This window comes from Thermaerobacter litoralis, from assembly GCF_054654595.1.
Genome location: NZ_BAAIES010000011.1, coordinates 86,384 through 107,379, shown reverse-complemented (window position 1 = coordinate 107,379; position 20,996 = coordinate 86,384). Strand labels below are relative to the sequence as shown.

The 20,996-nt window shown below is 72.3% G+C and carries 14 protein-coding genes; all 14 read left to right on the top strand.

Features of this window, described 5'->3' with window-relative positions:
- Positions 1-36 precede the first annotated feature (36 nt).
- The 14 genes from moaC to ACYQ02_RS11115 all read left to right on the top strand — a co-directional run bounded on the left by moaC (position 37) and on the right by ACYQ02_RS11115 (position 20,991).
- A complete protein-coding gene (gene moaC / locus ACYQ02_RS11180; RefSeq protein WP_460040688.1) occupies positions 37-600 on the top strand; it encodes a cyclic pyranopterin monophosphate synthase MoaC in 564 nt (187 codons plus the stop codon).
- Between the two features lie 95 nt (positions 601-695).
- Positions 696-1,463, top strand: coding sequence for a MogA/MoaB family molybdenum cofactor biosynthesis protein (locus ACYQ02_RS11175; RefSeq protein WP_460040495.1), 768 nt, complete (start codon positions 696-698; stop codon positions 1,461-1,463).
- 385 nt (positions 1,464-1,848) lie between these two features.
- Positions 1,849-2,175 carry a co-chaperone GroES gene (groES, locus tag ACYQ02_RS11170; RefSeq protein WP_006904573.1) on the top strand — a complete coding sequence of 109 codons (327 nt, stop codon included), beginning with the start codon at positions 1,849-1,851 and terminating at the stop codon, positions 2,173-2,175.
- Between the two features lie 18 nt (positions 2,176-2,193).
- Positions 2,194-3,813: a chaperonin GroEL gene (gene groL, locus ACYQ02_RS11165; RefSeq protein WP_460040494.1), complete on the top strand. Its 1,620-nt coding sequence runs from the start codon at positions 2,194-2,196 to the stop codon at positions 3,811-3,813.
- Between the two features lie 255 nt (positions 3,814-4,068).
- A complete protein-coding gene (gene guaA, locus ACYQ02_RS11160; RefSeq protein WP_460040493.1) occupies positions 4,069-5,643 on the top strand; it encodes a glutamine-hydrolyzing GMP synthase in 1,575 nt (524 codons plus the stop codon).
- A 225-nt stretch (positions 5,644-5,868) separates the two neighbouring features.
- The gene (locus ACYQ02_RS11155) at positions 5,869-6,042 is read left to right on the top strand and encodes a hypothetical protein (protein ID WP_460040492.1); all 174 of its coding nucleotides are present in this window, start codon (positions 5,869-5,871) and stop codon (positions 6,040-6,042) included.
- A gap of 267 nt (positions 6,043-6,309) precedes the next feature.
- Positions 6,310-9,297, top strand: a complete 2,988-nt coding sequence (locus ACYQ02_RS11150) for an ATP-binding protein (RefSeq protein ID WP_460040491.1) — start codon at positions 6,310-6,312, stop codon at positions 9,295-9,297.
- 37 nt (positions 9,298-9,334) lie between these two features.
- Positions 9,335-11,719, top strand: coding sequence for an ATP-dependent helicase (locus ACYQ02_RS11145; protein WP_460040490.1), 2,385 nt, complete (start codon positions 9,335-9,337; stop codon positions 11,717-11,719).
- A 44-nt stretch (positions 11,720-11,763) separates the two neighbouring features.
- A complete protein-coding gene (gene ligA / locus ACYQ02_RS11140; RefSeq protein WP_460040489.1) occupies positions 11,764-14,013 on the top strand; it encodes an NAD-dependent DNA ligase LigA in 2,250 nt (749 codons plus the stop codon).
- Positions 14,014-14,464: 451 nt separating this feature from the next.
- Positions 14,465-15,706 (top strand): ABC transporter ATP-binding protein, encoded by a 1,242-nt coding sequence (locus ACYQ02_RS11135; RefSeq protein WP_460040488.1) that lies wholly within the window; start codon positions 14,465-14,467, stop codon positions 15,704-15,706.
- Positions 15,703-16,731, top strand: a complete 1,029-nt coding sequence (locus tag ACYQ02_RS11130; RefSeq protein ID WP_460040487.1) for an ABC transporter ATP-binding protein — start codon at positions 15,703-15,705, stop codon at positions 16,729-16,731. The genes ACYQ02_RS11135 and ACYQ02_RS11130 overlap by 4 nt, the downstream gene beginning before the upstream one ends.
- A 355-nt stretch (positions 16,732-17,086) precedes the next feature.
- Positions 17,087-18,841 (top strand): peptide ABC transporter substrate-binding protein, encoded by a 1,755-nt coding sequence (locus tag ACYQ02_RS11125; RefSeq protein WP_460040486.1) that lies wholly within the window; start codon positions 17,087-17,089, stop codon positions 18,839-18,841.
- 244 nt (positions 18,842-19,085) lie between these two features.
- Entirely contained in the window at positions 19,086-20,015 is a 930-nt protein-coding gene (locus tag ACYQ02_RS11120; protein ID WP_460040485.1) for an ABC transporter permease, read from the top strand.
- A gap of 4 nt (positions 20,016-20,019) precedes the next feature.
- Entirely contained in the window at positions 20,020-20,991 is a 972-nt protein-coding gene (locus tag ACYQ02_RS11115; protein WP_460040484.1) for an ABC transporter permease, read from the top strand.
- The last annotated feature ends 5 nt before the right edge of the window (positions 20,992-20,996 follow it).

Below are 20,996 nucleotides of genomic sequence, written 5' to 3'. Positions count from 1 at the left end.
GGCTGGACCCACCTGGATGCCCGCGGCCAGGCCCGCATGGTCGACACCAGCGGCAAGGCGGTGACGGTCCGGGAGGCCGTGGCCCGGGGCCGGGTGCGCATGGCGGCGGCCACCCTGGCCCGGCTGCGGGCGGGCGACGTGCCCAAGGGCGACGTCTGGGCCGTCGCCCGGGTGGCCGGGATCCTGGCGGCCAAGGAGACGGGCCGCCTGATTCCCCTCTGCCACCCCCTGCCCCTGGACGCGGTGCGCGTCGACTTCCGGTTGGGCCCGGAGGCGGTGGAGATCCAGGCCACCGCCCGCACCGCCGCCCGCACGGGGGTGGAGATGGAGGCCCTGACGGCGGTGGCCGTGGCCGCCCTCACCCTCTACGACATGTGCAAGGCCCTGGACAAGGGCATGGTGATCGAGGACATCCGGCTGGTGCGCAAGGCGGGCGGGCGCAGCGGCGAGTACGTGCGCCCGGACGAACCGGCCTGGGAGAGCCTGGGCGATCCGGTGGGGCCGGCCGCCGGCCCGGCGGGGCCGGTCGCCAGCCAAGGGGGGCCGGGCAGCGGCCCTTGGGGGCCGGACGGCGGCCGCTCCGGGGCCGGACCGGCCTGATGACCCCGCCGGGGGGCGGGGCCGGCGGGTTCCACCGGACGAACGGGCCCGGGGATCCGGCCGGGCGGATCGGGCCGGGGGCGGAGGTGCAGACCGTGCAGGTGGCGATCCTCACCGTCAGCGACGGCGTCAGCCAGGGCTGGCGCCAGGACGCCAGCGGCGACTACCTGGCTCGCTGGGCGGCCCGGCGGGGGGCCACCGTGGTGGCCCGGGGGGTCGTCCCCGACGACCGGCAGGCCATCGCCCGCTGGCTGGAGGCGGTGGCAGCGGGCCGGCCGGTGCCCGGTGCCCGGCCCGCCGTGGCGCCGGACGGGGGGGCCGCCGTGGCGCCGGGTGGGGGGGCGACCGTGGCGCCGGGCGGCGGAGCGGCCGCGGCGCCGGGCGGCGGGAGGGACGCCGGCGAGCCACCGGGAGGCATTTCGGATCTTCGCCGGGGCGGCGCCGCCGGCGGGTTCGTCCCGGACCTGATCCTGACCACCGGGGGCACGGGCCTGGGGCCGCGGGATGTGACGCCCGAGGCCACATTGGATGTGGTGGAACGGGTGGTGCCGGGGCTGGCCGAGCGGATGCGGGCCGTGACGGGGGCGCAGAACCCCATGGCCTACCTGTCCCGGGCGGTGGCGGGGATCCGCGGCCGGACGCTGATCGTCAACCTGCCGGGCAGCCCCCGGGGGGTGGCCGAGTGCCTGGAGGCCCTGGAGCCGCTGCTGGAACATGCCCTGGCCATCCTGCACGGGGGCGGCCACGGGCATGGGGACGGCCCCGGGCCCGCTGGTACCGGCCCGGGTCCTTCCGGTCACCACAGCCCCGGCCCCGCCCACCCTGGCTTGGCGGGCCCCGGCGCCGGGGCTCAGCCCGGCTGATCAAGGCCGCGGCGACCGGCCGGCGGGCGCGTCCCGGTCCGGGTGATCCCGGCCCGCCAATCGGACCAACGGCTCCGCCGGGGGCGCCGGCCGGGTGCCTGCCGGTGCAGCCGGGTCGATGCCGGTGCATAAGCGGCGGGTCAACCGGGAACAGGATAAGCGGCAACATTGGGAGGGGCGGCCAAATCGGGGCTTGACGACCGTTTCTGGCCGCCTTACCATAGTCGGTGGCTTAGCACTCCCCGCAAGGGAGTGCTAACAGGACAGGCGTCTCGCGGCCCGGGGGCTGCGCCCACCGGCCGAAACGACACCTCAAACCATCATCCAACCGCTGTGGCCGGGCGCCCCGGGACCAACCTGCCGGACTTCAGGGAGGTGGACGGCGGTGAGCGTTCAGCCGCAGCCCAAGGGAGGGACCGTTTCGGTGAAGCTGCGCCCTCTCGGCGACCGGGTGGTCGTCAAGGTGCTGGAGGAGGAGGAGCGGACCAAGGGCGGGATCATCCTGCCGGACACGGCCAAGGAGAAGCCCCAGCAGGGTGAGGTCCTGGCCGTGGGGACGGGCCGCATCCTCGAGAATGGCCAGAAGGTTCCCCTCGAGGTCAAGGAAGGTGACCGGGTGATCTTCTCCAAGTACGCCGGCACCGAGGTCAAGCTGGACGACGAGGAGCTGCTGATCCTCAGCGAGCGGGACATCCTGGCCATCGTGCAGTGACCGAGGAGGGAGAGCGGCATGCCGAAGCAGCTGGTCTTCAACGAGCAGGCGCGGCGCAGCCTCGAGAAGGGGCTGAACACCGTCGCCAACGCCGTCAAGATCACGCTGGGCCCCAAGGGGCGCAACGTGGTCCTGGAGAAGAAGTTCGGCTCGCCCACCATCACCAACGACGGCGTGACCATCGCCCGGGACATCGAGCTCAAGGACCCCTTCGAGAACATGGGCGCCAAGCTCCTGACGGAGGTGGCGACCAAGACCAACGACGTGGCCGGTGACGGCACCACCACCGCCATCGTCCTGGGCCAGGCCATGGTCCGGGAGGGCATGAAGGTGGTGGCGGCCGGCGCCAACCCGATCCTGGTCAAGCGGGGCATCGAGAAGGCCGTCGCCGCCGTCGTCGAGGAGATCAAGCGGATCGCCAAGCCCGTCGAGACCAAGGCCGCGACCCAGCAGGTGGCCTCCATCTCGGCCAATGACGAAGAGATCGGCAAGATGATCGCCGACGCCATGGAGAAGGTCGGCAAGGACGGCGTGATCACGGTCGAGGAGAGCAAGACCCTGGAAACGACCGTCGAGGTCGTCGAGGGTATGCAGTTCGACCGGGGTTACCTGTCGCCGTACTTCGTCACCGACCCCGAGGCCATGGAGGCCGTGCTGGAGGATCCCTTCATCCTGATCACCGACCGGAAGATCTCCTCGGTCAACGACCTGCTGCCGGTCCTCCAGCGGGTGGTGGAGCGGGGCAAGCCGCTGCTGATCATCGCCGAGGACGTGGAGGGTGAGGCCCTGGCCACCCTGGTGGTGAACAAGATCCGCGGCACCCTGCAGTCCTGCGCCGTCAAGGCCCCCGGCTTCGGCGACCGGCGCAAGGCCATGCTGGAGGACATCGCCATCCTCACCGGCGGCCAGGTGGTCTCCGAAGACCTGGGCATCAAGCTGGAGAATGTGACCCCCGACATGTTCGGCCGGGCGAAGAAGGTGGTCGTGGAGAAGGAGAACACGACCATCGTCGAGGGCGCCGGCGACCCGCAGAAGATCAAGGCCCGCATCAACGTCATCAAGCGGCAGATCGAGGAGACCACCTCGGACTTCGACCGCGAGAAGCTGCAGGAGCGGCTGGCCAAGCTGGCCGGCGGCGTGGCCGTGATCAAGGTCGGTGCGGCCACCGAGGTGGAGCTGAAGGAGAAGAAGTACCGCATCGAGGACGCCCTGTCGGCGACCCGGGCGGCGGTGGAGGAGGGCATCGTGCCCGGCGGCGGCGCCACCCTGGTGCACGCCATCAAGGCCCTCGACAAGGTCGAGGCCAAGAACGAGGACGAGCGGATGGGCATCGAGATCGTCCGCCGCGCCCTGGAGGAGCCGCTGCGCCAGATCGCGACCAACGCCGGTCTGGAGGGCTCCGTGGTCGTCGAGCGGGTCAAGCAGCTGCCCGACAACGAGGGCTTCGACGCGCTGACGGGCGAGTACGGCGACATGTTCGCCCGCGGGATCGTCGACCCGGCCAAGGTGACCCGCTCGGCGCTGCAGAACGCCGCCAGCATCGCGGCCATGGTGCTGACCACCGAGTCGCTGGTGGCCGACCTGCCCGAGGACAAGAAGGAGGCGGCGGGCGGCGGCATGGGCGACATGGACTTCTGAGCCCGTCGCAGCCCGCTCTGTCCGCCGCGGCCGTTCGGCCCGGCCCACCGGCCGTGCGGCCCGCCGCAGCCGCCGGCAGATCGCCGGAACCTGGGGCGGACCGCGGAACCGGCGGCGCAGCGCCCGAACCCGTGGGCGGAATCCGGGCGGGGTCCCCGCGTCCCAGGCGGGGACCCCGCCTGCTTTTTCCCCGGCCCCGCCTGCTAGAATGGCGTCGTGCACCCCAACGGCGCTCTGCAGGAAGGAGCGATGGCCGTGACCGGCAGCGAAGCCGCCACGTCCCTGGTGGAACCGGACGAGCGGGTGGTGATCCTCGACTTCGGCTCCCAGTACGGGCACCTGATCGCCCGGCGGGTGCGGGAGCTGGGCGTCTACTCGGTGGTCCTGCCCCACCACGCACCCCTGGAGGCGATCCTGGGCCACCGGCCCCGGGGGGTGATCCTCTCGGGCGGGCCGGCCAGCGTCTACGAACCCGGCGCCCCCCGCTGCGACCCTGCCCTCTGGGAGGCCGGGGTGCCGGTGCTGGGCATCTGCTACGGCATGCAGCTGATGGTCCACCAGCTGGGCGGCCGGGTGGAACGGGCCGACCACCGGGAGTACGGCCCCGCCGTCCTGGAGGTGCTGGAACCGGGCCGCCTCCTGGCCGGGCTGGGGGACCGGGTCGACGTGTGGATGAGCCACGGCGACCGGGTGGCCGCCCTGCCGGCGGGCTTCACCGTCCTGGCCCGCACGGAAGGATCGCCCTATGCGGCGGTTCAGGGCGGCGGCGGGCGCTGGCTGGGGGTCCAGTTCCATCCGGAGGTGGCCCACACGCCGCGGGGCCGGGAGATCCTGGCCAACTTCCTGTACGGCATCTGCGGCTGCCGGGGCGGCTGGAGCATGGCCGGGTTCGTCGAGCGGGCGGTGCCGGCCTTGCGGGAGCAGGTGGGCGGGGCCCGGGCCCTCTGTGCCCTGAGCGGCGGCGTGGACTCGGCGGTGGCGGCCGTCCTGGTCCACCGGGCCATCGGGTCGCGGCTGACCTGCGTCTTCGTCGACACGGGCCTGCTGCGGGCCGGGGAGGTCGAAGAGGTCCGGGCCAGCTTCGCGGGGCTGGGCATGGACCTGCGGGTCGTCGACGCCCGGGACCGGTTCCTCGCCGCCCTGGAGGGGCTGTCGGACCCGGAGGCCAAGCGCAAGGCCGTGGGGGAGACCTTCATCCGGGTGTTCGAGGCGGAGGCGCGCCGGCTGGCCGCCGAGCTGGGGCCGATCCCCTTCCTGGTCCAGGGGACGACCTATCCCGACGTGATCGAGAGCGGGGGTGGGGCCGCGGCGACCATCAAGAGCCACCACAACGTGGGCGGGTTGCCGCCGGACCTGGCCTTCCAGCTGGTCGAACCCCTGCGCGACCTGTTCAAGGACGAGGTGCGGGAGGTGGGGCGCCGGCTAGGGCTGCCTGCCGCCATCGTCGACCGGCAACCCTTCCCCGGGCCGGGCCTGGCGATCCGCATGGCCGGGCCGGTGACGGCGGAGCGCCTGGAACGGCTGCGGGCCTGCGATCGCATCGTGCGCGAGGAGATCCGGCGGGCCGGCCTGGAGGGACGGCTCTGGCAGGCCTTTGCCGTGCTGACCGGCACGCCCACGGTGGGGGTGATGGGCGACCGGCGGACCTACGGGGAGGCCGTGGCCGTACGGGCGGTGACCTCGGAGGACGGGATGACGGCCGACTGGGCCCGCTTGCCCTACGAGGTGCTGGACCGCATCGCCCGGCGGCTGGCCAACGAGGTGGACGGGGTGAACCGGGTGGTGTACGACATCACCTCCAAGCCGCCGGCCACCATCGAGTGGGAGTGAGGGGGCCGGGAACCGGGGCCCCCCGCCGGTCCCAGTCACCCTTCGACGCCGGTTGCGGCCGGCCTGCGAGCGGCCCGGGCGAGAGGGGCACCGGCGGCGTCAGTCGCCAGGCCGATCCAGGGAAAGGATGTTACATAGCGGACTTGTTGTCGAAAACCGTCGAACGACGGTCCTAATTTTCCGTGATTCGGGAGGATTCGCGGGAAGGGCGTCGTATCCTGGCTGGTGAAGGGCCGGGTCACAAGACGGCCGGTCGCCGCCCGGGATTGGCGGGAGGGGCGGGACCGGCCGGACGCGGGTGGAGGTGGGAACGTGCTCTACCGCCTGGCAGCGGCGCTGGCCGGTGTGCTGGCGGCCGTGACGGTGATCGTCAACGCCCAGATCAGCTGGCCGATGTGAGCCGCGGTCCGGCAGAAGGGGTTGACCCGGCCCCGCGGCCGGCCCGCCGCGGTCGGCCGTCCCGCACCGACGCACCCGTCAGCACCATCAAAACACGGGCTGCGACCGGGTGTAAAGGGACGGCGCCACGACGCTGCAAGGGCCCGGCCCTGGCGGGCGGTCCGGGGCCCGGCCACCGGACCCGGTGACGCGAAAGCCGCGTCCGCCTGCGCGGACGCGGCTTTCGCGTGGCGGGTTCGTCCCCGGTGGACGGGGGAGGGTTGCCGCTTGGCCCAGCGAACTGGTCTTCCTATGAAGCCCAGGGGTGTGGTGGCCCTCTACATGGGAGCCGTCGCCGCCGCGGGCCTGGCAGGGGTGGTCGCCCAGGCCGTCGCCTGGCCGATGCCGCCGTCGGTCCTGGTGGTGGTCCTGGGCTGCGCCTTGCTCGTGGCGGAGCTGTATCAGGTCCATTCGCCCAGCGGCGAGGCCGTGTCCATGGGCTCGCTGGTGGTGCTGGTCTCCTTGTGGCTGCTGGGACCGCCGGTCCCCGTCTGGGCCGAGGTGATCGGCTGGAGCCTGCTGGCCGTCCGCCGCCGCTCCCCCTGGCTGGTCACCGCCTTCAACATCGGCCAGACGGTGCTGGCCGTCCTGGTGGCGGCCGGCGCCTTCCGCCTGCTGGGCGGGCGCTGGGGGATGCCGCTGGGGGCGGGTGACGCCGTCACCCCGTATCTCGTGAGCGCCGTGGCCTTCGGCGTGGTCAACGGCACCCTGGTCGCCGCGGCCTTTGCCCTTTACCGGCGGATTCCCTTCCGGCAGCAGGTGCGAACCTACCTGGTGGCCGACGGCTGGCACGTGGCGACCGCCGCCCTGCTGGGGCTGGGCGTGTACGTGGTCTTCACCCGCTACGCCTACCCCCCGGCCGCCCTGGCCGCCTTTCCCGCCTTGACCGTCCTCCACCACTACGTGGCCTCCTTCTGGACCCGTTACCTGCGGGAGCGGGCGGTGGACCGCTTCCTGGGGATCCTCCGGGCCGACCCCCAGGCCGTCCGGCGGGCCGACATGCTGGTCCGGCTGGTCACCGAGCTGGCCGAGGCCCTGGGCCTGGCGGGCCGGGACGTGGACAACCTGCGCCAGGCCGCCATCCTGCACGAAGCCGGCGGGCCGCGCCCCCTGGGCGTGGGGGACGCCGAGCCCTCCCCGGCCCAGCTGGCCCGCCATGCCGTGGCTTCGGCCCGGGAGGTGGCGCGGATCGCCGTCCTGGAACCGGTGGCCCGGGTCCTCCGGCACCACCACGAGCATTGGGATGGCAGCGGCGGTCCCGACGGGCTGGCGGGCACCGCCATCCCCCTGTGCAGCCGCATCCTGGCCGTGGCCGAGACGTACCTTTACGCCCTCCACCGCTGGGGGGACGCCGCGGCCGCCTGGGAGGCGGTCCGGCGCCGCAGCGGAAGCCGGTTCGACCCCCAGGTGGTGACGGCGCTGGACCGGGTGCGGGCCGCCGCCGGCGCGTGGCCCGAATCGGGGCTGAGCGTGGCCGGGGAGCTGGCGGTGGCCGCCGAGCAGCTGCGCCGGTTCGTCCGGGAAGGCGGGTCCGGCGGCAAGGGTCGCGGCAGCGGCTTCGACGAGGCGATCTGGTTGCGCCAGGCGTCGGGGGCGGTGGTGGCCCTTTCCCACTTCGCCCGGGTGATCAACGCCACCCTGCGCCCCGACCAGGTGGTCGAACGGGTCCTGGACACCTTCTGGCAGATCCTGGGCGGCCGGGTCCTGTGGCTGGCGCCCGCCGGGCCCACTGCCCTCCGGGTGACGGCCGTCCGTGGCGGGCCGCCGTCCCTGGCCGGCCGGGAGCTGGACCTCCAGCAGCCGCCCTTCCACCGGCTGCTGGAGGGGAAGAAACCCTGGATCGGCCGCCTGGAGCCCGGCAGCGGGCCGGACTGGCTGCTGGGCGGCCAGCGGCGCTGGGTCATGGCCATGCCGCTGGTGGCCCGGGACCAGTTGCTGGCCGCGGTGGTGCTGGTGCGGGACGAGCCCCTGCCGCCGCCCCTGACCCAGAACGACCTGCTGGCCGTGCTGGCCAGCCAGGCCGCCCTCAGCCTGGACAACGCCCGGCTCTTCGAACAGGTTCAGGCCCGGCTGCAGGAGCTGGAGGCGCTGCAGCGGTTCCAGGACCTGGTCTTCGAGCAGGTGGGCACGGGGATCGTGGCCGTCGACGCCACGGGGACCGTCACCCTGGTCAACCGCGCCGCCGCGGCCATCCTGGAGCGGGCCGGTGGGGCGGCGGAGGCGATGCGGCCGCCCCGTCCCTTGGGCGGCGACAACCCCTGTGATAGCATGCTGCTGGAGCAGCTGGCGGCGGCGGAACCCCTGCCGCCCCGCGTGCTGGAGCTGGAGGGGCGGGACGGGGCGCCCCTGGCGGTGGCGGCCCAAGCCTTTCCCCTGGTGGGACCGGAGGGGGAACGGGCCGGGGCCGTCGTCTTGTTGCAGGATGTCACCCAGCAGCGGGAGCTGGAGCTGCGGGCCCGGCGCTCGGAGCGCCTGGCGGCGGTGGGCCAGCTGGCGGCGGGGGCCGCCCACGAGATCCGCAACCCCCTCACCGCCATCAAGGGGTTCATCCAGCTCATCGGCCGCCGGCTGGAGGGGGAGACGGCGGGCTACATCGCCATCGTCCTGCAGGAGATCGAACGGATCGAGGGCATCGTCAACGATCTCCTGCTGCTGGCGCGCCAGCCCCGGCTGCGGTTGCGTCCGGTCGACCTGGCCGCCCTCTTGCGGCGGCTGGTCGACATGTTGCGCATGGCCGAGACGGCCCGGGGCTGCCTGATCGAGCTGATCGTCACCGAGCCCCTGCCGCCGGTGGTGGCCGACGAGGGGCAGCTGCGCCAGGTCTTCCTCAACCTGATCCGCAACGGGCTGGAAGCGATGGCGGGCGGCGGGCGGCTGAAGGTGCGGGCCTTTGCCGGCGCCGAGCCGGGCCGGGTGGTCGTCGAGGTGGAGGACACCGGCCCTGGCATCCCGCCCGAACACCTGGGCCGGATTTTCGACCCCTTCTTCACCACCAAGGACGGGGGCACCGGCCTGGGGCTGGCGGTGAGCTACGGCATCGTCCGCAGCCACGGCGGCCACATCGACGTCGACAGCGAGCCGGGGCGCGGCACCCGGATGCGGGTCGTGCTGCCCGTCGACGGCCCGCCGGCGCTGGAGGAACCTGAGCCCCTCTGGGGCCAGGGGTGGGACCGGCCCGGGGCGCCGACGGGACTGGCCGGCGGGCCCCGCCCTTAAGCGGCCGGGACGCGGGAGGCAGGGACGGCGGGAGGTCATGGTGTTGACGGATTTGCTGGAGGATCTCAACCCCGCCCAGCGGGAGGCGGTGACCCACCCCGGGGGCCCGGTGCTGGTGCTGGCCGGGGCGGGCAGCGGCAAGACCCGGGTGCTGACCCGGCGGGTGGCCTACCTGCTCCGGCAAGGGGTGGCGCCCCACCAGATCCTGGCCATCACCTTCACCAACAAGGCGGCCCGGGAGATGCGGGAGCGGGTGGAGCAGCTGGTCGGCGCCCAGGCGCGGGACATGTGGATCGGCACCTTCCACGCCAGCTGCGTCCGGATCCTGCGCCGGGACGGCTATCGCATCGGGTACGACCGGAACTTCATCATCCTGGACGAAGACGACCGCCGCTCCGTCCTGCGGGAGGTCCTCAAGGAGCGGAACCTGAGCGAGACCCGCTACCCGCCCCAGGCGGTGGGCGCCCTGATCTCGGCGGCGAAGAACCAGCTGCTGGACCCGGAGGCCTTTGCCTCCCGGCACCGGGACTTCTACCGGCAGCAGGTGGCCATGGTCTACGCCGCCTACCAGGAGCGCCTGCAGCGCAACGGCGCCATGGACTTCGACGATTTGCTGATGCAGGCGGTGCGGCTGCTGGAGGAGGCCCCCGACGTGCTGGCCTCCTACCAGCGCCGGTTCGTCCATATCCTGGTAGACGAGTACCAGGACACCAACCATGCCCAGTACCGGCTGCTGCGCCTGCTGGCAGCCGGGCACCGCAACCTGTTCGTGGTGGGCGACCCGGACCAGAGCGTCTACCGCTGGCGCGGGGCGGACATCACCAACATCCTGCGCTTTGAGGAAGACTATCCCGACGCCCGGGTGGTGCGGCTGGAGCTGAACTACCGGTCGACCGCCTCCATCCTGGCGGCGGCCCAGGCGGTGATCGAGCACAACACCCAGCGCAAGGAGAAGCAGCTGCGCTCGATCCACGGCGAGGGGGCGCGGGTGGTGGTCTTCGGCGCCGCCGACGAGCACGACGAGGCCTGGTTCGTCGCCCGGGAGATGGAGCGGCTCCACGCCGAGGGGTACGGGTACGGCGACATGGCGGTTCTCTACCGCACCCACGCCCAGTCGCGGGTGGTGGAGGAGACCCTGCTGCGCCGGGGCATCCCCTACCGGATCGTGGGCGGGCTGAAGTTCTACGAGCGCAAGGAGGTCAAGGACATCCTGGCCTACCTGCGCCTGGCGGTGAACCCCGACGACCGGATCAGCCTGCGACGGGTGGTCAACGTCCCCCGGCGGGGCATCGGCGAGGCGACCCTGGCAAGGCTGGAGGCGTACATGGACCGGGAGGGCGTGGGCCTGCTGGACGCCCTGGCGCGGGCGGAGGACATTCCTGGCGTCACCCGGCCCCAGGCGGCCGCCCTGATGGCCTTCGGCGGGGTGATCGCCGACCTGCGGGCGGCGGCCGAGCACGGGCCCGCCTACGACGTGATCGCCCTGGCCCTGGAGCGGACGGGGTACCGGGCCATGCTGGAGCAGGAGGGGACGCCCGACGCCGCCACCCGGCTGGAGAACCTCAAGGAGCTCCTGTCGGTGGCCCGGGACTTCGAGCGCCAGCGGGGTCCGGGCGACGCGCCGCTGGTGGACTTCCTGGCCGAGGTGGCCCTGGTCAGCGACGTGGACCAGCTGGAGGAGGGGGCCCGGGCCGTCTCCCTGATGACCCTCCACAGCGCCAAGGGCCTGGAGTTCGACGTGGTGTTCATCACGGGGATGGAGGAGGGGGTCTTCCCCCACAGCCGGTCCCTGGACGACCCCCAGGAGCTGGAGGAGGAGCGGCGCCTCTGCTACGTGGGCATGACCCGGGCGCGCCGGCGGCTCTACCTTTGTTTCACCCGCCAGCGCACCCTCTTCGGCGCCACCCGCCGGCAGGTGCCCTCCCGCTTCCTGGAGGAGGCCGACGAGCGCTATCTGGAGTGGCAGGGGTTGCTGCCCGACGGGGACGAACCGGCCCCCGGCGAGGCCGGCGGCTGGGGCGCGGAGCCGGCCTGGCGCGGCGCGGCCCTGGGGTCCGGATGGCGCGCAGCCGCCCGGGGAGGCTGGAACGGGACCCGGAGCGGCCGCGAGGCGGGCCGGTGGCCGGCGGGGCCGGCCGGGCTGGCCGGGCGGGGCGGGCCGGTTGGGTGGGCCGGGCGGGCCGCGGAGGGCCGCACCTCCGGCGATGGGCCCGCCGGAGGGCCTGCGACCGGCACCCCCGCCGGGTCCGGGACCGACGCCGGCGGGCTGCGGCCCGGCCAGCGGGTGGTCCATCCCCGCTTTGGGGAGGGCACCATCGTGATGCGCCGGGGTGAGGGCGACGATGCCGAGGTGACCATCGCCTTCCCCGATGCCGGTCTGAAGACCTTTATCGTCCGCTACGCCAACCTGCGGCGGGCGTGAGCCCCGGCGCCATTCCGCTTCGTCCAGGGGCAGGGGGGATCAGCGTGGACCAGCGCCAGCCGGTGGCGGGGGCCGCAGCCGGTGCCGGCGACGAGCCCGGCGACCTGGAGGCGGCCCGGGCCCGGGCCGAGGCCCTGCGGGAGCAGATCCGGCACCACGACTACCTTTATTACGTGCTCGACCGGCCGGAGATCGACGACGCCGCCTACGACGCCCTGATGCGGGAGCTGCGGGAGCTGGAGGCCCGCTTCCCCGCCATCGTCACGCCGGATTCGCCCACCCAGCGGGTGAGCGGCAAGCCCGCGGCGCCCTTCGCCCGGGTGGAACACGCCGAGCCGATGCTCAGCCTGGACAACGCCTTCAGCCGGGAGGAGCTGGAGGCCTTCGACCAGCGGGTGCGGCGGGTGGTGGGCGACGACGTCGCCTACGTGGCCGAGCTCAAGATCGACGGCCTGTCCATCGCCCTGACGTATGAGGAGGGCCGGTTCGTCCGCGGGGCGACCCGGGGCGACGGCGAGGCGGGGGAGGACGTGACGGCCAACCTGCGCACCATCCGCAGCCTGCCCTTGCGGCTGCGGGCGGCCGAGGCGCCGGTGCCGCGGCGGGTGGAGGTCCGCGGCGAGGTCTACATGACCTTCGAGGCCTTCCGCCGCCTCAACCAGGAGCAGGAGGCCCGCGGGTTGCCGCCCTTCGCCAACCCGCGCAACGCCGCTGCCGGGTCGGTGCGCCAGCTGGACCCGGCGGTCACGGCCTCCCGGTCCCTGAACCTGTGGGTCTACGCCCTGGCCGGCTGGGAGGACGACCCCGAGGACGCCGGGGCCGCCGCCGGGGCCGCCCCCCGCAGCCAGTGGGAGGTGCTCCAGACCCTGCGCCGGTGGGGGCTGCCCGTCAACCCCCATGCCCGGCGGTGCACCAGCCTGGACGAGCTCTTCGCCTACATCGACGGGTGGGCGGAGCGCCGCCACGAGCTGCCCTACTTGATCGACGGCATCGTGATCAAGGTCGACGACCTGGCCCAGCAGCGGGCCCTGGGGACCACGGCCCGCAGCCCCCGCTGGGCCATTGCCTACAAGTTCCCCGCCGAGAAGGCCCGCACCCGGGTGCGGGACATCCTGGTCAGCGTGGGTCGAACCGGCGCCCTGACCCCGGTGGCCGTGCTGGACCCGGTGCTCCTGGCGGGGACCACCGTCAGCCGCGCCAGCCTGCACAACGCCGACTACATCCGGGAGAAGGACGTGCGGGTCGGCGACCTGGTGGTGGTCCACAAGGCGGGCGAGATCATCCCCGAGGTGGTGGAGGTGGTGAAGGAGGCGCGCACCGGCGCCGAGCGCCCCTTCACCATGCCCGAGCGCTGCCCCGCCTGCGGCAGCCCCGTGGTGCGGGTGGAGGGGGAGGCGGCCACCCGCTGCCCCAACGCCGCCTGCCCTGCCCAGCAGCTGGAGCGGATCCGCCACTTCGCCTCCCGGGACGCCATGGACATCGAGGGCCTGGGACCGGCCCTCATCGAGCAGCTGGTGGAACGGGGCCTGGTTCGGGACGTGGCGGACCTGTACCGGCTGGAGGCGGAGCCCGTCGCCCAGCTCGAGCGCATGGGACCCAAGTCGGCGGCCAACCTGATCGCCGCCATCGACGCCTCGCGGGCGCGGCCCCTGCGACGGCTGCTGTACGGGCTCGGCATCCGCTTCGTCGGCGAGCGGGTGGCGGGGGTGCTGGCCCGCCACTTCGGGACGATCGACCGCCTGATGGAGGCGGGGCCCGACGAACTGACGGCCGTGCCCGAGATCGGCCCGCGCATCGCCGAGAGCGTCGCCGCCTTCTTCCGCGATGCCCACAACCGCGACCTGATCCGCCGGCTGGCGGAGGCGGGGGTGCGGGCGGCGGCGGGGGAGCCCGAGCCCGGCAGCGCGGCGGCGGCCCGGGCGGCGGGGCCGGTGGCGGCGCCCGGCCGGGACGGGGGGCGCGCCCCGGTCGGCGTTGCAGCGGACGCCACGGCGGGCGGCCCAGGCGCTGGCGAGGGCGACCTTGGGATCGCCGGGGTGCCGGCGGAGGTGCGGGCGCGGGTGGCCGGCAAGACCTTCGTCTTCACCGGCGGCCTCAGCAGCATGACCCGGGACGAGGCCCAGGCGCTGGTGGAGGCCCTGGGGGGCCGGGCCACGGGCAGTGTCAGCCGCAAGACCGACTACGTGGTGGCGGGGGAGGGGGCGGGCTCCAAGCTGGCCCGGGCGCGGGAGCTGGGGATCCCCGTTCTGGACGAGGCCGCGTTCCTCCGGCTGGTGGGGCGCGCCCCGTCGTGAGCTCCGGTCGCCGGTGGCTTTGCTGCGCGCACCGGCACGGTGGTGGCGTCCGGGCGCCGACGGTGGGGGCGTCCGGGCGGGTCGGGCGAGGGGGCTGATGGGCTTTCCCGTCCGCGTTGGCACGGTGGTGGCCTCCGGCCGGACCGGCCGAGGCGGGCGGTTCGGTGGCGGAGCAGGAGACGATTTCCCCGTGTCGAAGGCTAAAACGAGACGCCTTCGCGTGGGAAAAGCCAGCGAAACGCGCTTTGGCAGCCGATTTTCCAGCGCGCTTCACCATGGGCACCGGTCGCCGCCGGCACCGCCGGCGGCGCCGTGTTCGCTCAGGCCGGGGTGGGTCCCTCGGGCCGGGGGAGGGTGCCTTGGGTTGGGGCTTCCTGGCGCCGTCCCCCTCCTGCCCCTTGGGCACCGGGGTGCCGCCCTGGCAGCGCCCGCCATCGGGAGGAACGGTCCGTTGGTCCAGCCAGCCGAGCCCTTGCTTGAGGTGCGCGGCCTGCGCACCGAGTTCCACACCGGCGAAGGCCGCTTCGCCGCCGTCGACGACGTCAGCTTCACCATCGCCCGCGGCGAGACCGTCGGCCTGGTGGGCGAGTCGGGGTCGGGGAAGAGCGTGACCTCCCTGTCCATCCTGCGGCTCGTCCCCTCGCCCCCCGGGCGCATCACCGCCGGCTCGATCCTCTTCGAAGGCCAGGATCTGCTGCGGCTCAGCGAGGCGGCGATGCGGCGCATCCGCGGCAACCGGATCAGCATGATCTTTCAGGAGCCAATGACGTCCCTCAACCCGGTATTCCCCGTGGGCAAGCAGATCGCCGAGGCCCTCCAGTGGCACCGGGGCCTCTCCCGGCGCGCGGCCTGGGAGCGGGCGGTGGAGCTCTTGCGGCTGGTGGGCATCCCCGATCCGGCGGCGCGGGCGCGCCAGTACCCCCACCAGATGTCGGGCGGCATGCGCCAGCGGGTGATGATCGCCATGGCGGTGGCCTGCGAACCGCAACTGCTCATCGCCGACGAGCCCACCACCGCCCTGGACGTCACCGTACAGGCCCAGATCCTCGACCTGATGAAGGACCTGCGGCGCCGGCTGGGCACGGCGATCCTGCTGATCACCCACGACCTGGGCGTGGTGGCCGACATGGCGGACCGGGTGCTGGTGATGTACGCCGGCCGGATCGTGGAATCGGCTCCGGTGGACGATCTCTTCGCCCGGCCGCTGCACCCCTACAGCGAGGGCCTGCTGGCTTCCATGCCCCAGCTCCACCGCCGCCAGGAGCGGCTCCACGTCATCCCCGGGCAGGTGCCCAACCCCGCGCGGCTGCCCACGGGCTGCCGGTTCCACCCCCGATGTCCCTACGCCATCGACATCTGCCGGCAACAAGAGCCGGTCCTAGCGCCCGCCGGTGAAGGCCGCTGGGTCGCCTGCTGGCTGCGGGAGGAACCGGCCGGCGCGGGCGGGGCCGGCGACGCCGGGATGGCGCCAGGGACGCTGCCGGGCGACGGCGCGGTGGCGCGGACGGGGCCAGGCGCCGGGGTGGCGGCGGGTGGCGGAACGGCGGCCGGCGGTGGGCCCGCGCCAGCGGAGCCCGGTGGTGGGCCTGTGGCTGCGGGGAAGGGTGGCGGGCCCGCAGCCGTCGCGGGGGCGGGGCCTGCGGGCGCCGGTTCGACCGGCGCAACCGGGGCCGGAGAGGAGGTGGCGGGATGAGCCGGGTGCTGGTGGAGGTCCGGGGACTCACCAAGCACTTCCCCATCGGCGGCGGCTGGCTGGGGCGCCCGCGGGGCTGGGTGCGCGCCGTCGACGGGGTCGACCTGGACATCCATGAGGGCGAGACCCTGGGCCTAGTGGGGGAGTCCGGCTGCGGCAAGACGACCACGGGGCGGCTGATCCTGCGCCTCCTGGAGCCAACGGCCGGGTCGGTCCGATTCGACGGCCAGGACATCTACCGGCTGGAGGGCGCCGCGCTGCGGCGGCTGCGGCGGGACATGCAGATCATCTTCCAGGACCCCTTCGGGTCCCTCAACCCAAGGCTGACGGTGGGCGAGATCATCGGGGAAGCGCTGGCCGTCCACGGCCTGGCGCGGGGCGAGGCGTTGCGGCAGCGGGTGGCCGAGCTGCTGGAGGTCGTCGGCCTGTCGCCGGAGCACGCCCGCCGCTATCCCCACGAGTTCTCCGGGGGCCAGCGCCAGCGCATCGGCATCGCCCGCGCCCTGGCGCTGAACCCGCGCTTCGTCGTCTGCGACGAGCCGGTCTCGGCCCTGGACGTCTCGATCCAGTCCCAGGTCATCAACCTGCTGGAAGACCTGCAGAGCCGCTTCGGCCTCACCTACCTCTTCATCGCCCACGACCTGTCGGTGGTCCGCCACATCAGCGACCGGGTGGGCGTGATGTACCTGGGCAAGCTGGTCGAACTGGCTCCCACCGAGGACCTGTACCGCCGTCCGCTGCACCCCTACACCCAGGCCCTGCTGTCGGCGGTGCCCCTGCCCGACCCGCCGCGCCAGCGGCAGCGGGAGCGCATCGTGTTGCAGGGCGACGTGCCGTCGCCGGCCAACCCGCCCGCGGGCTGCCGCTTCCACACCCGCTGCCCCTTCGCCGAGGCCATCTGCCGGGAGGTGGAACCGGCCCTGCGCCCCTTGGAGGGCGGCCACCTGGTAGCCTGCCACCTGGCCGAGCGGCTTCCCACCGCCGGCGCCTGGGAGGCCCTGGCCGGCATGGCCGGTGGGGCGTGATGGGGCCGGCGCCCGGCGTGGCATGGGGCCCCGTGGCAACGGGCGCTGCCGGCGGAATCCTGGCCGGGGCTTGGCGAGGGGTGCGGGCGGGATGGTCCCCAGCCCGGGCGGCGCCTTGTCCCCGGCGCGCCGCTGGTTCCCGACAGGGGTGTTGCCCCGTGGTGGCGCCGGTCTGGGAGGCGCGCCGGTTATTCCCTGTCAACCGCACCGTATCGAAGAAGGAAATTGCGTGGCTTGCGAGAACATTCCTACGGTGTATGCTGCCTGTCGAAAAATGACCGGCGAAAGGAGGTGAATCCCCATTCGAGCCGGTCTTGCGCCAAGAAAGGCGCAAACCAGCATCAGGGGGGTACCCATGTTGAAGCGCAATCGCAAGTTGTTCGCGCTCTTCAGCCTGCTGGTGGTCGCGGCGCTCGTCCTGTCCGCCTGCGGCAGCGGCGGCGGTGGCGGTCAGAGCAGCGAGGGCCAGCAGCAGGAGCAGCCTCAGCAGCAGGCCGGCGGGCCCGACAGCCCCAACTACCTCAAGCTGAATCTGCTCGACGAGCCGCCGAGCCTGGACCCGCAGCTGGCGACCGACACCATCTCGTTTGAGATCATCGGCGCCACCTATGAGGGCCTGGTGCGCCAGGACCCCAACGGCGAGATCAAGCAGGGCAGCGGCATGGCGGAGAGCTGGGAGGTTTCCGAGGACGGGCTGACCTGGACCTTCCACCTGCGTGACGCGCAGTGGAGCGACGGCAAGCCCGTCACGGCCAACGACTTCGCCTATGCCTGGAAGCGGGCCATGGACCCGCGGCTGGCCTCGCAGTACTCCTACATCATCGCCCCGTACATCAAGGGCGGCAATGATGTGGCCAACGCCTGCGGCGACGACGGGTCCTGCGACGGCGACGACGCCAAGATCGAAGAGGCCCTCAGCAAGGTGGGCATCGAGGTCGTCGACGAGAAGACGCTGAAGGTCACGCTGAGCCAGAACGTCCCGTACTTCCTGAACCTGCTGACCTTCGGCACCTGGCAGCCCGTGCGCCAGGACATCGTCGAGCAGTACGGCGACCAGTTCGCCACCGACGCCGACAAGGCCGTGTACAACGGTCCCTTCATCGTCAAGGAATGGAACCACAACAACTCGCTGCGCATCGAGAAGAACCCCAATTACTGGGATGCCGCCAACGTCAAGCTTGACTACGTCGACTTCGTGATGGTCAGCGACGCGGCGGCGTACATCAACGCGTACGAGGCTGGCGAGCTCGACGTCACCGGCGTGCCGGCCGAGTTCAAGGAGCAGTTCGAGCAGACCCACGCCGACGAGCTGGGCCGCTACGCCGACGGCGCCACCTTCTACCTGGTCCTGAACACGACCAAGAAGCCGTGGAACAACCCGAAGGCGCGCCAGGCCGTCGCCTACGCCATCGACCGGGAGACCTACATCAACGCCCTGAACAAGGGCATCGGCCTGCCGGCCGTCAGCTACACCAACCCGGTGATCACGGCGCCGGGCGAGCCGGGCGTCAGCTTCGAGGAGAAGTACGTCCGCCCGCTGAACCTGTTCCCGGCCAAGGCCGACCCGGCCAAGGCGAAGCAGCTGTGGCAGGAGGCCCTCCAGGAGGAAGGCCTGACCGAGGTCCCGACCCTGGAGTTCGTGGGCGACAACGGCGACGTGGTCAAGACGCGCCTGGAGTTCTTCCAGCAGCAGCTGAAGCAGAACCTGGGGATCAACCTGCAGATCGTCCAGGTTCCCTTCGAGGAGCGGCTGGAGCGCCAGCGCACCCAGAAGTTCGACATCATCATGGCCGGTTGGGGTCCCGACTACGACCACCCGCTGACCTTCCTCAACATGTGGGTGTGCGACGGGCCCTACAACGACGGCAAGTACTGCAGCGAGGAGTATGACAACCTGGTCAAGCAGCTGGAGCAGGAGACCGATCCTGCCAAGCAGCGCGACCTGGCCATCGAGCTGGAGAAGCTGATCGCCAAGGACGTGCCGATCGTGCCGATCTACCACCGGGAGGTTCTGTACGCGCAGAAGCCGTACGTCAAGAACCTGATCCGGCGGGCCGTCGGCTACAGCCCCGAGTTCAAGTGGGCGTACACCGAGGGCCGCGGCCAGTAAGGTCGTAGGGTCGGCCGGGCGCGGTTCGTCCGGAGCGAGACGATACGGCCGGGTTCGGCCGGCGGGCCCCGTGGCCGCGCAGCGCGGCGGCGGGGCCCGCGGCGGGCCCGGGTCAGGGCTCGATCATCCGACGACGAGACCGGTTGGGACGATGGGATCCCGGCCTCGTGCCGGGATCTCGTGCGTCTGCCGCGTTCCTCCGAGGATTGGCGAGGCTGGTCGGGGGAGGAAGGGGGGACATCGCATGCGCCGTTACATCGCCCAGCGGCTGGTGCTGATGCTGGTGTCCATCTGGGCCGTGGTGACCGTGACCTTCGTGCTGATGCACGCGATCCCGGGTAATCCCTTCGCCGATCCCCGGCTGCGGCCGGAGATCCTGGCGCTGATGATGGACAAGTACGGCCTGAACGATCCGCTGTGGGAGCAGTACGTGCGCTATTGGGGGAACCTGCTCCAGGGCGACCTGGGCGTTTCGCTGAAGAACATCGGCCAGAGCGTGAACCGGATGATCGCCGAGGGCTTCCCGTGGTCGGCCTGGATCGGGGGGCAGGCGCTGGTCTTCGCCCTGATCGTCGGGCTCACCCTGGGCACCATCGCCGCCTTGAACCGGAACCGCTGGCCCGACTATGCGGCCATGGTCATCGCCGTGCTGGGCGTCTCGGTGCCGAGCTTCGTCATCGCCGTGTTCGCCCAGTGGCTGTTCGCGGTGAAGCTCAACCTGGTGCCGGTGCTCTGGAACGGGACCTTCGTCACGTCCATCCTGCCGTCCCTGGCGCTGGGCGGGACGATGCTGGCCACGCTGGTCCGGATGATGCGCACCCAGATGCTGGACGTGATGGGGCAGGACTACATCAACACGGCCCGCGCCAAGGGGCTGTCCCAGGGTGAGGTCATCTGGCGCCACGCCCTGCGCAACGCCATCCTGCCCATCGTCACGATCCTGGGCCCGCTGGTGGCGGGGATCCTGACGGGCACCGTGGTCATCGAGGCCATCTTTGGCATCCCGGGCCTTGGCAAGTATTACGTTGAGAGCGTATATCAGAGGGACTATCCCTTGATCTTGGGGACCACGGTGTTCTATTTCATCTTCCTGATCGTCGCCAACTTCCTGGTCGATCTCTCCTACGGAATCATCGACCCGCGGATTCGGCTGACGAACCGGGCCAGGGGGTGAGTCCATGGCGGTGAACCGGGCGGCGCCACCGGCGCCGGCAACGGCACCGGACCTGACGCCGGAGTTGTTCAAGCCGGCGCCCATGGCCGCCGGTGAGGCGGAGGCCATCGTGCGGCCGAGCCTGACCTTCTGGCAGGACGCATGGATCCGCTTTCGCGCCAACCGGCTGGCCATGCTTGGTCTGGTGCTGCTGATCTTCATGGCCCTGGGATCGCTGTTGGGCCCCGTGATCTCCTATCACGTCGGGGGCCACACCTTTGACTATCAGGATTACGCCAACATCAACAAACCGCCCTCGGCCCAGTACTGGTTCGGCACCGACCAGATCGGCCGCGACCTGTTCACCCGGGTCTGGATGGGCGGGCGGATCTCGCTGTTCATCGGCATCGTGGCCGCGCTGATCGAGCTGATCATCGGCGTGCTCTACGGCGGGATCTCGGGCTACCTGGGCGGGCGCGTCGACGAGGTCATGATGCGCATCATCGACGTGCTCTATGGCATCCCGTACCTGCTGCTGGTGATCCTGCTGCTGGTGGTGATGGATCCGGGACTCCCGACCATCATCCTGGCCATGGGCATGACGGGTTGGGTCGGCATGGCGCGGCTGGTGCGCGGCCAGATCCTGCAGCTGCGGGAGATGGAGTTCGTCCTGGCGGCGCGGGTCCTCGGGGTGCCCACCCTGCCCCTGATCCTGCGGCACCTGGTGCCCAACGTGATGGGGCCGATCATCGTCAGCCTGACCTTGACCGTGCCGGGCGCCATCTTCGGCGAGGCGTTCCTCAGCTTCATCGGCCTGGGGGTGCCGCCGCCGCGGGCCAGCTGGGGGACGTTGATCAACGAGGCGTATACCGTGATGCGGATCTGGCCGTGGCAGTTCGCCTTCCCGGCCCTGGCCCTGAGCATCACCATGTTTGCCTTCAACGCTGTGGGCGACGGCCTGCGGGACGCCCTGGATCCGCGCTTGCGGGCCCGGTAGAAAGG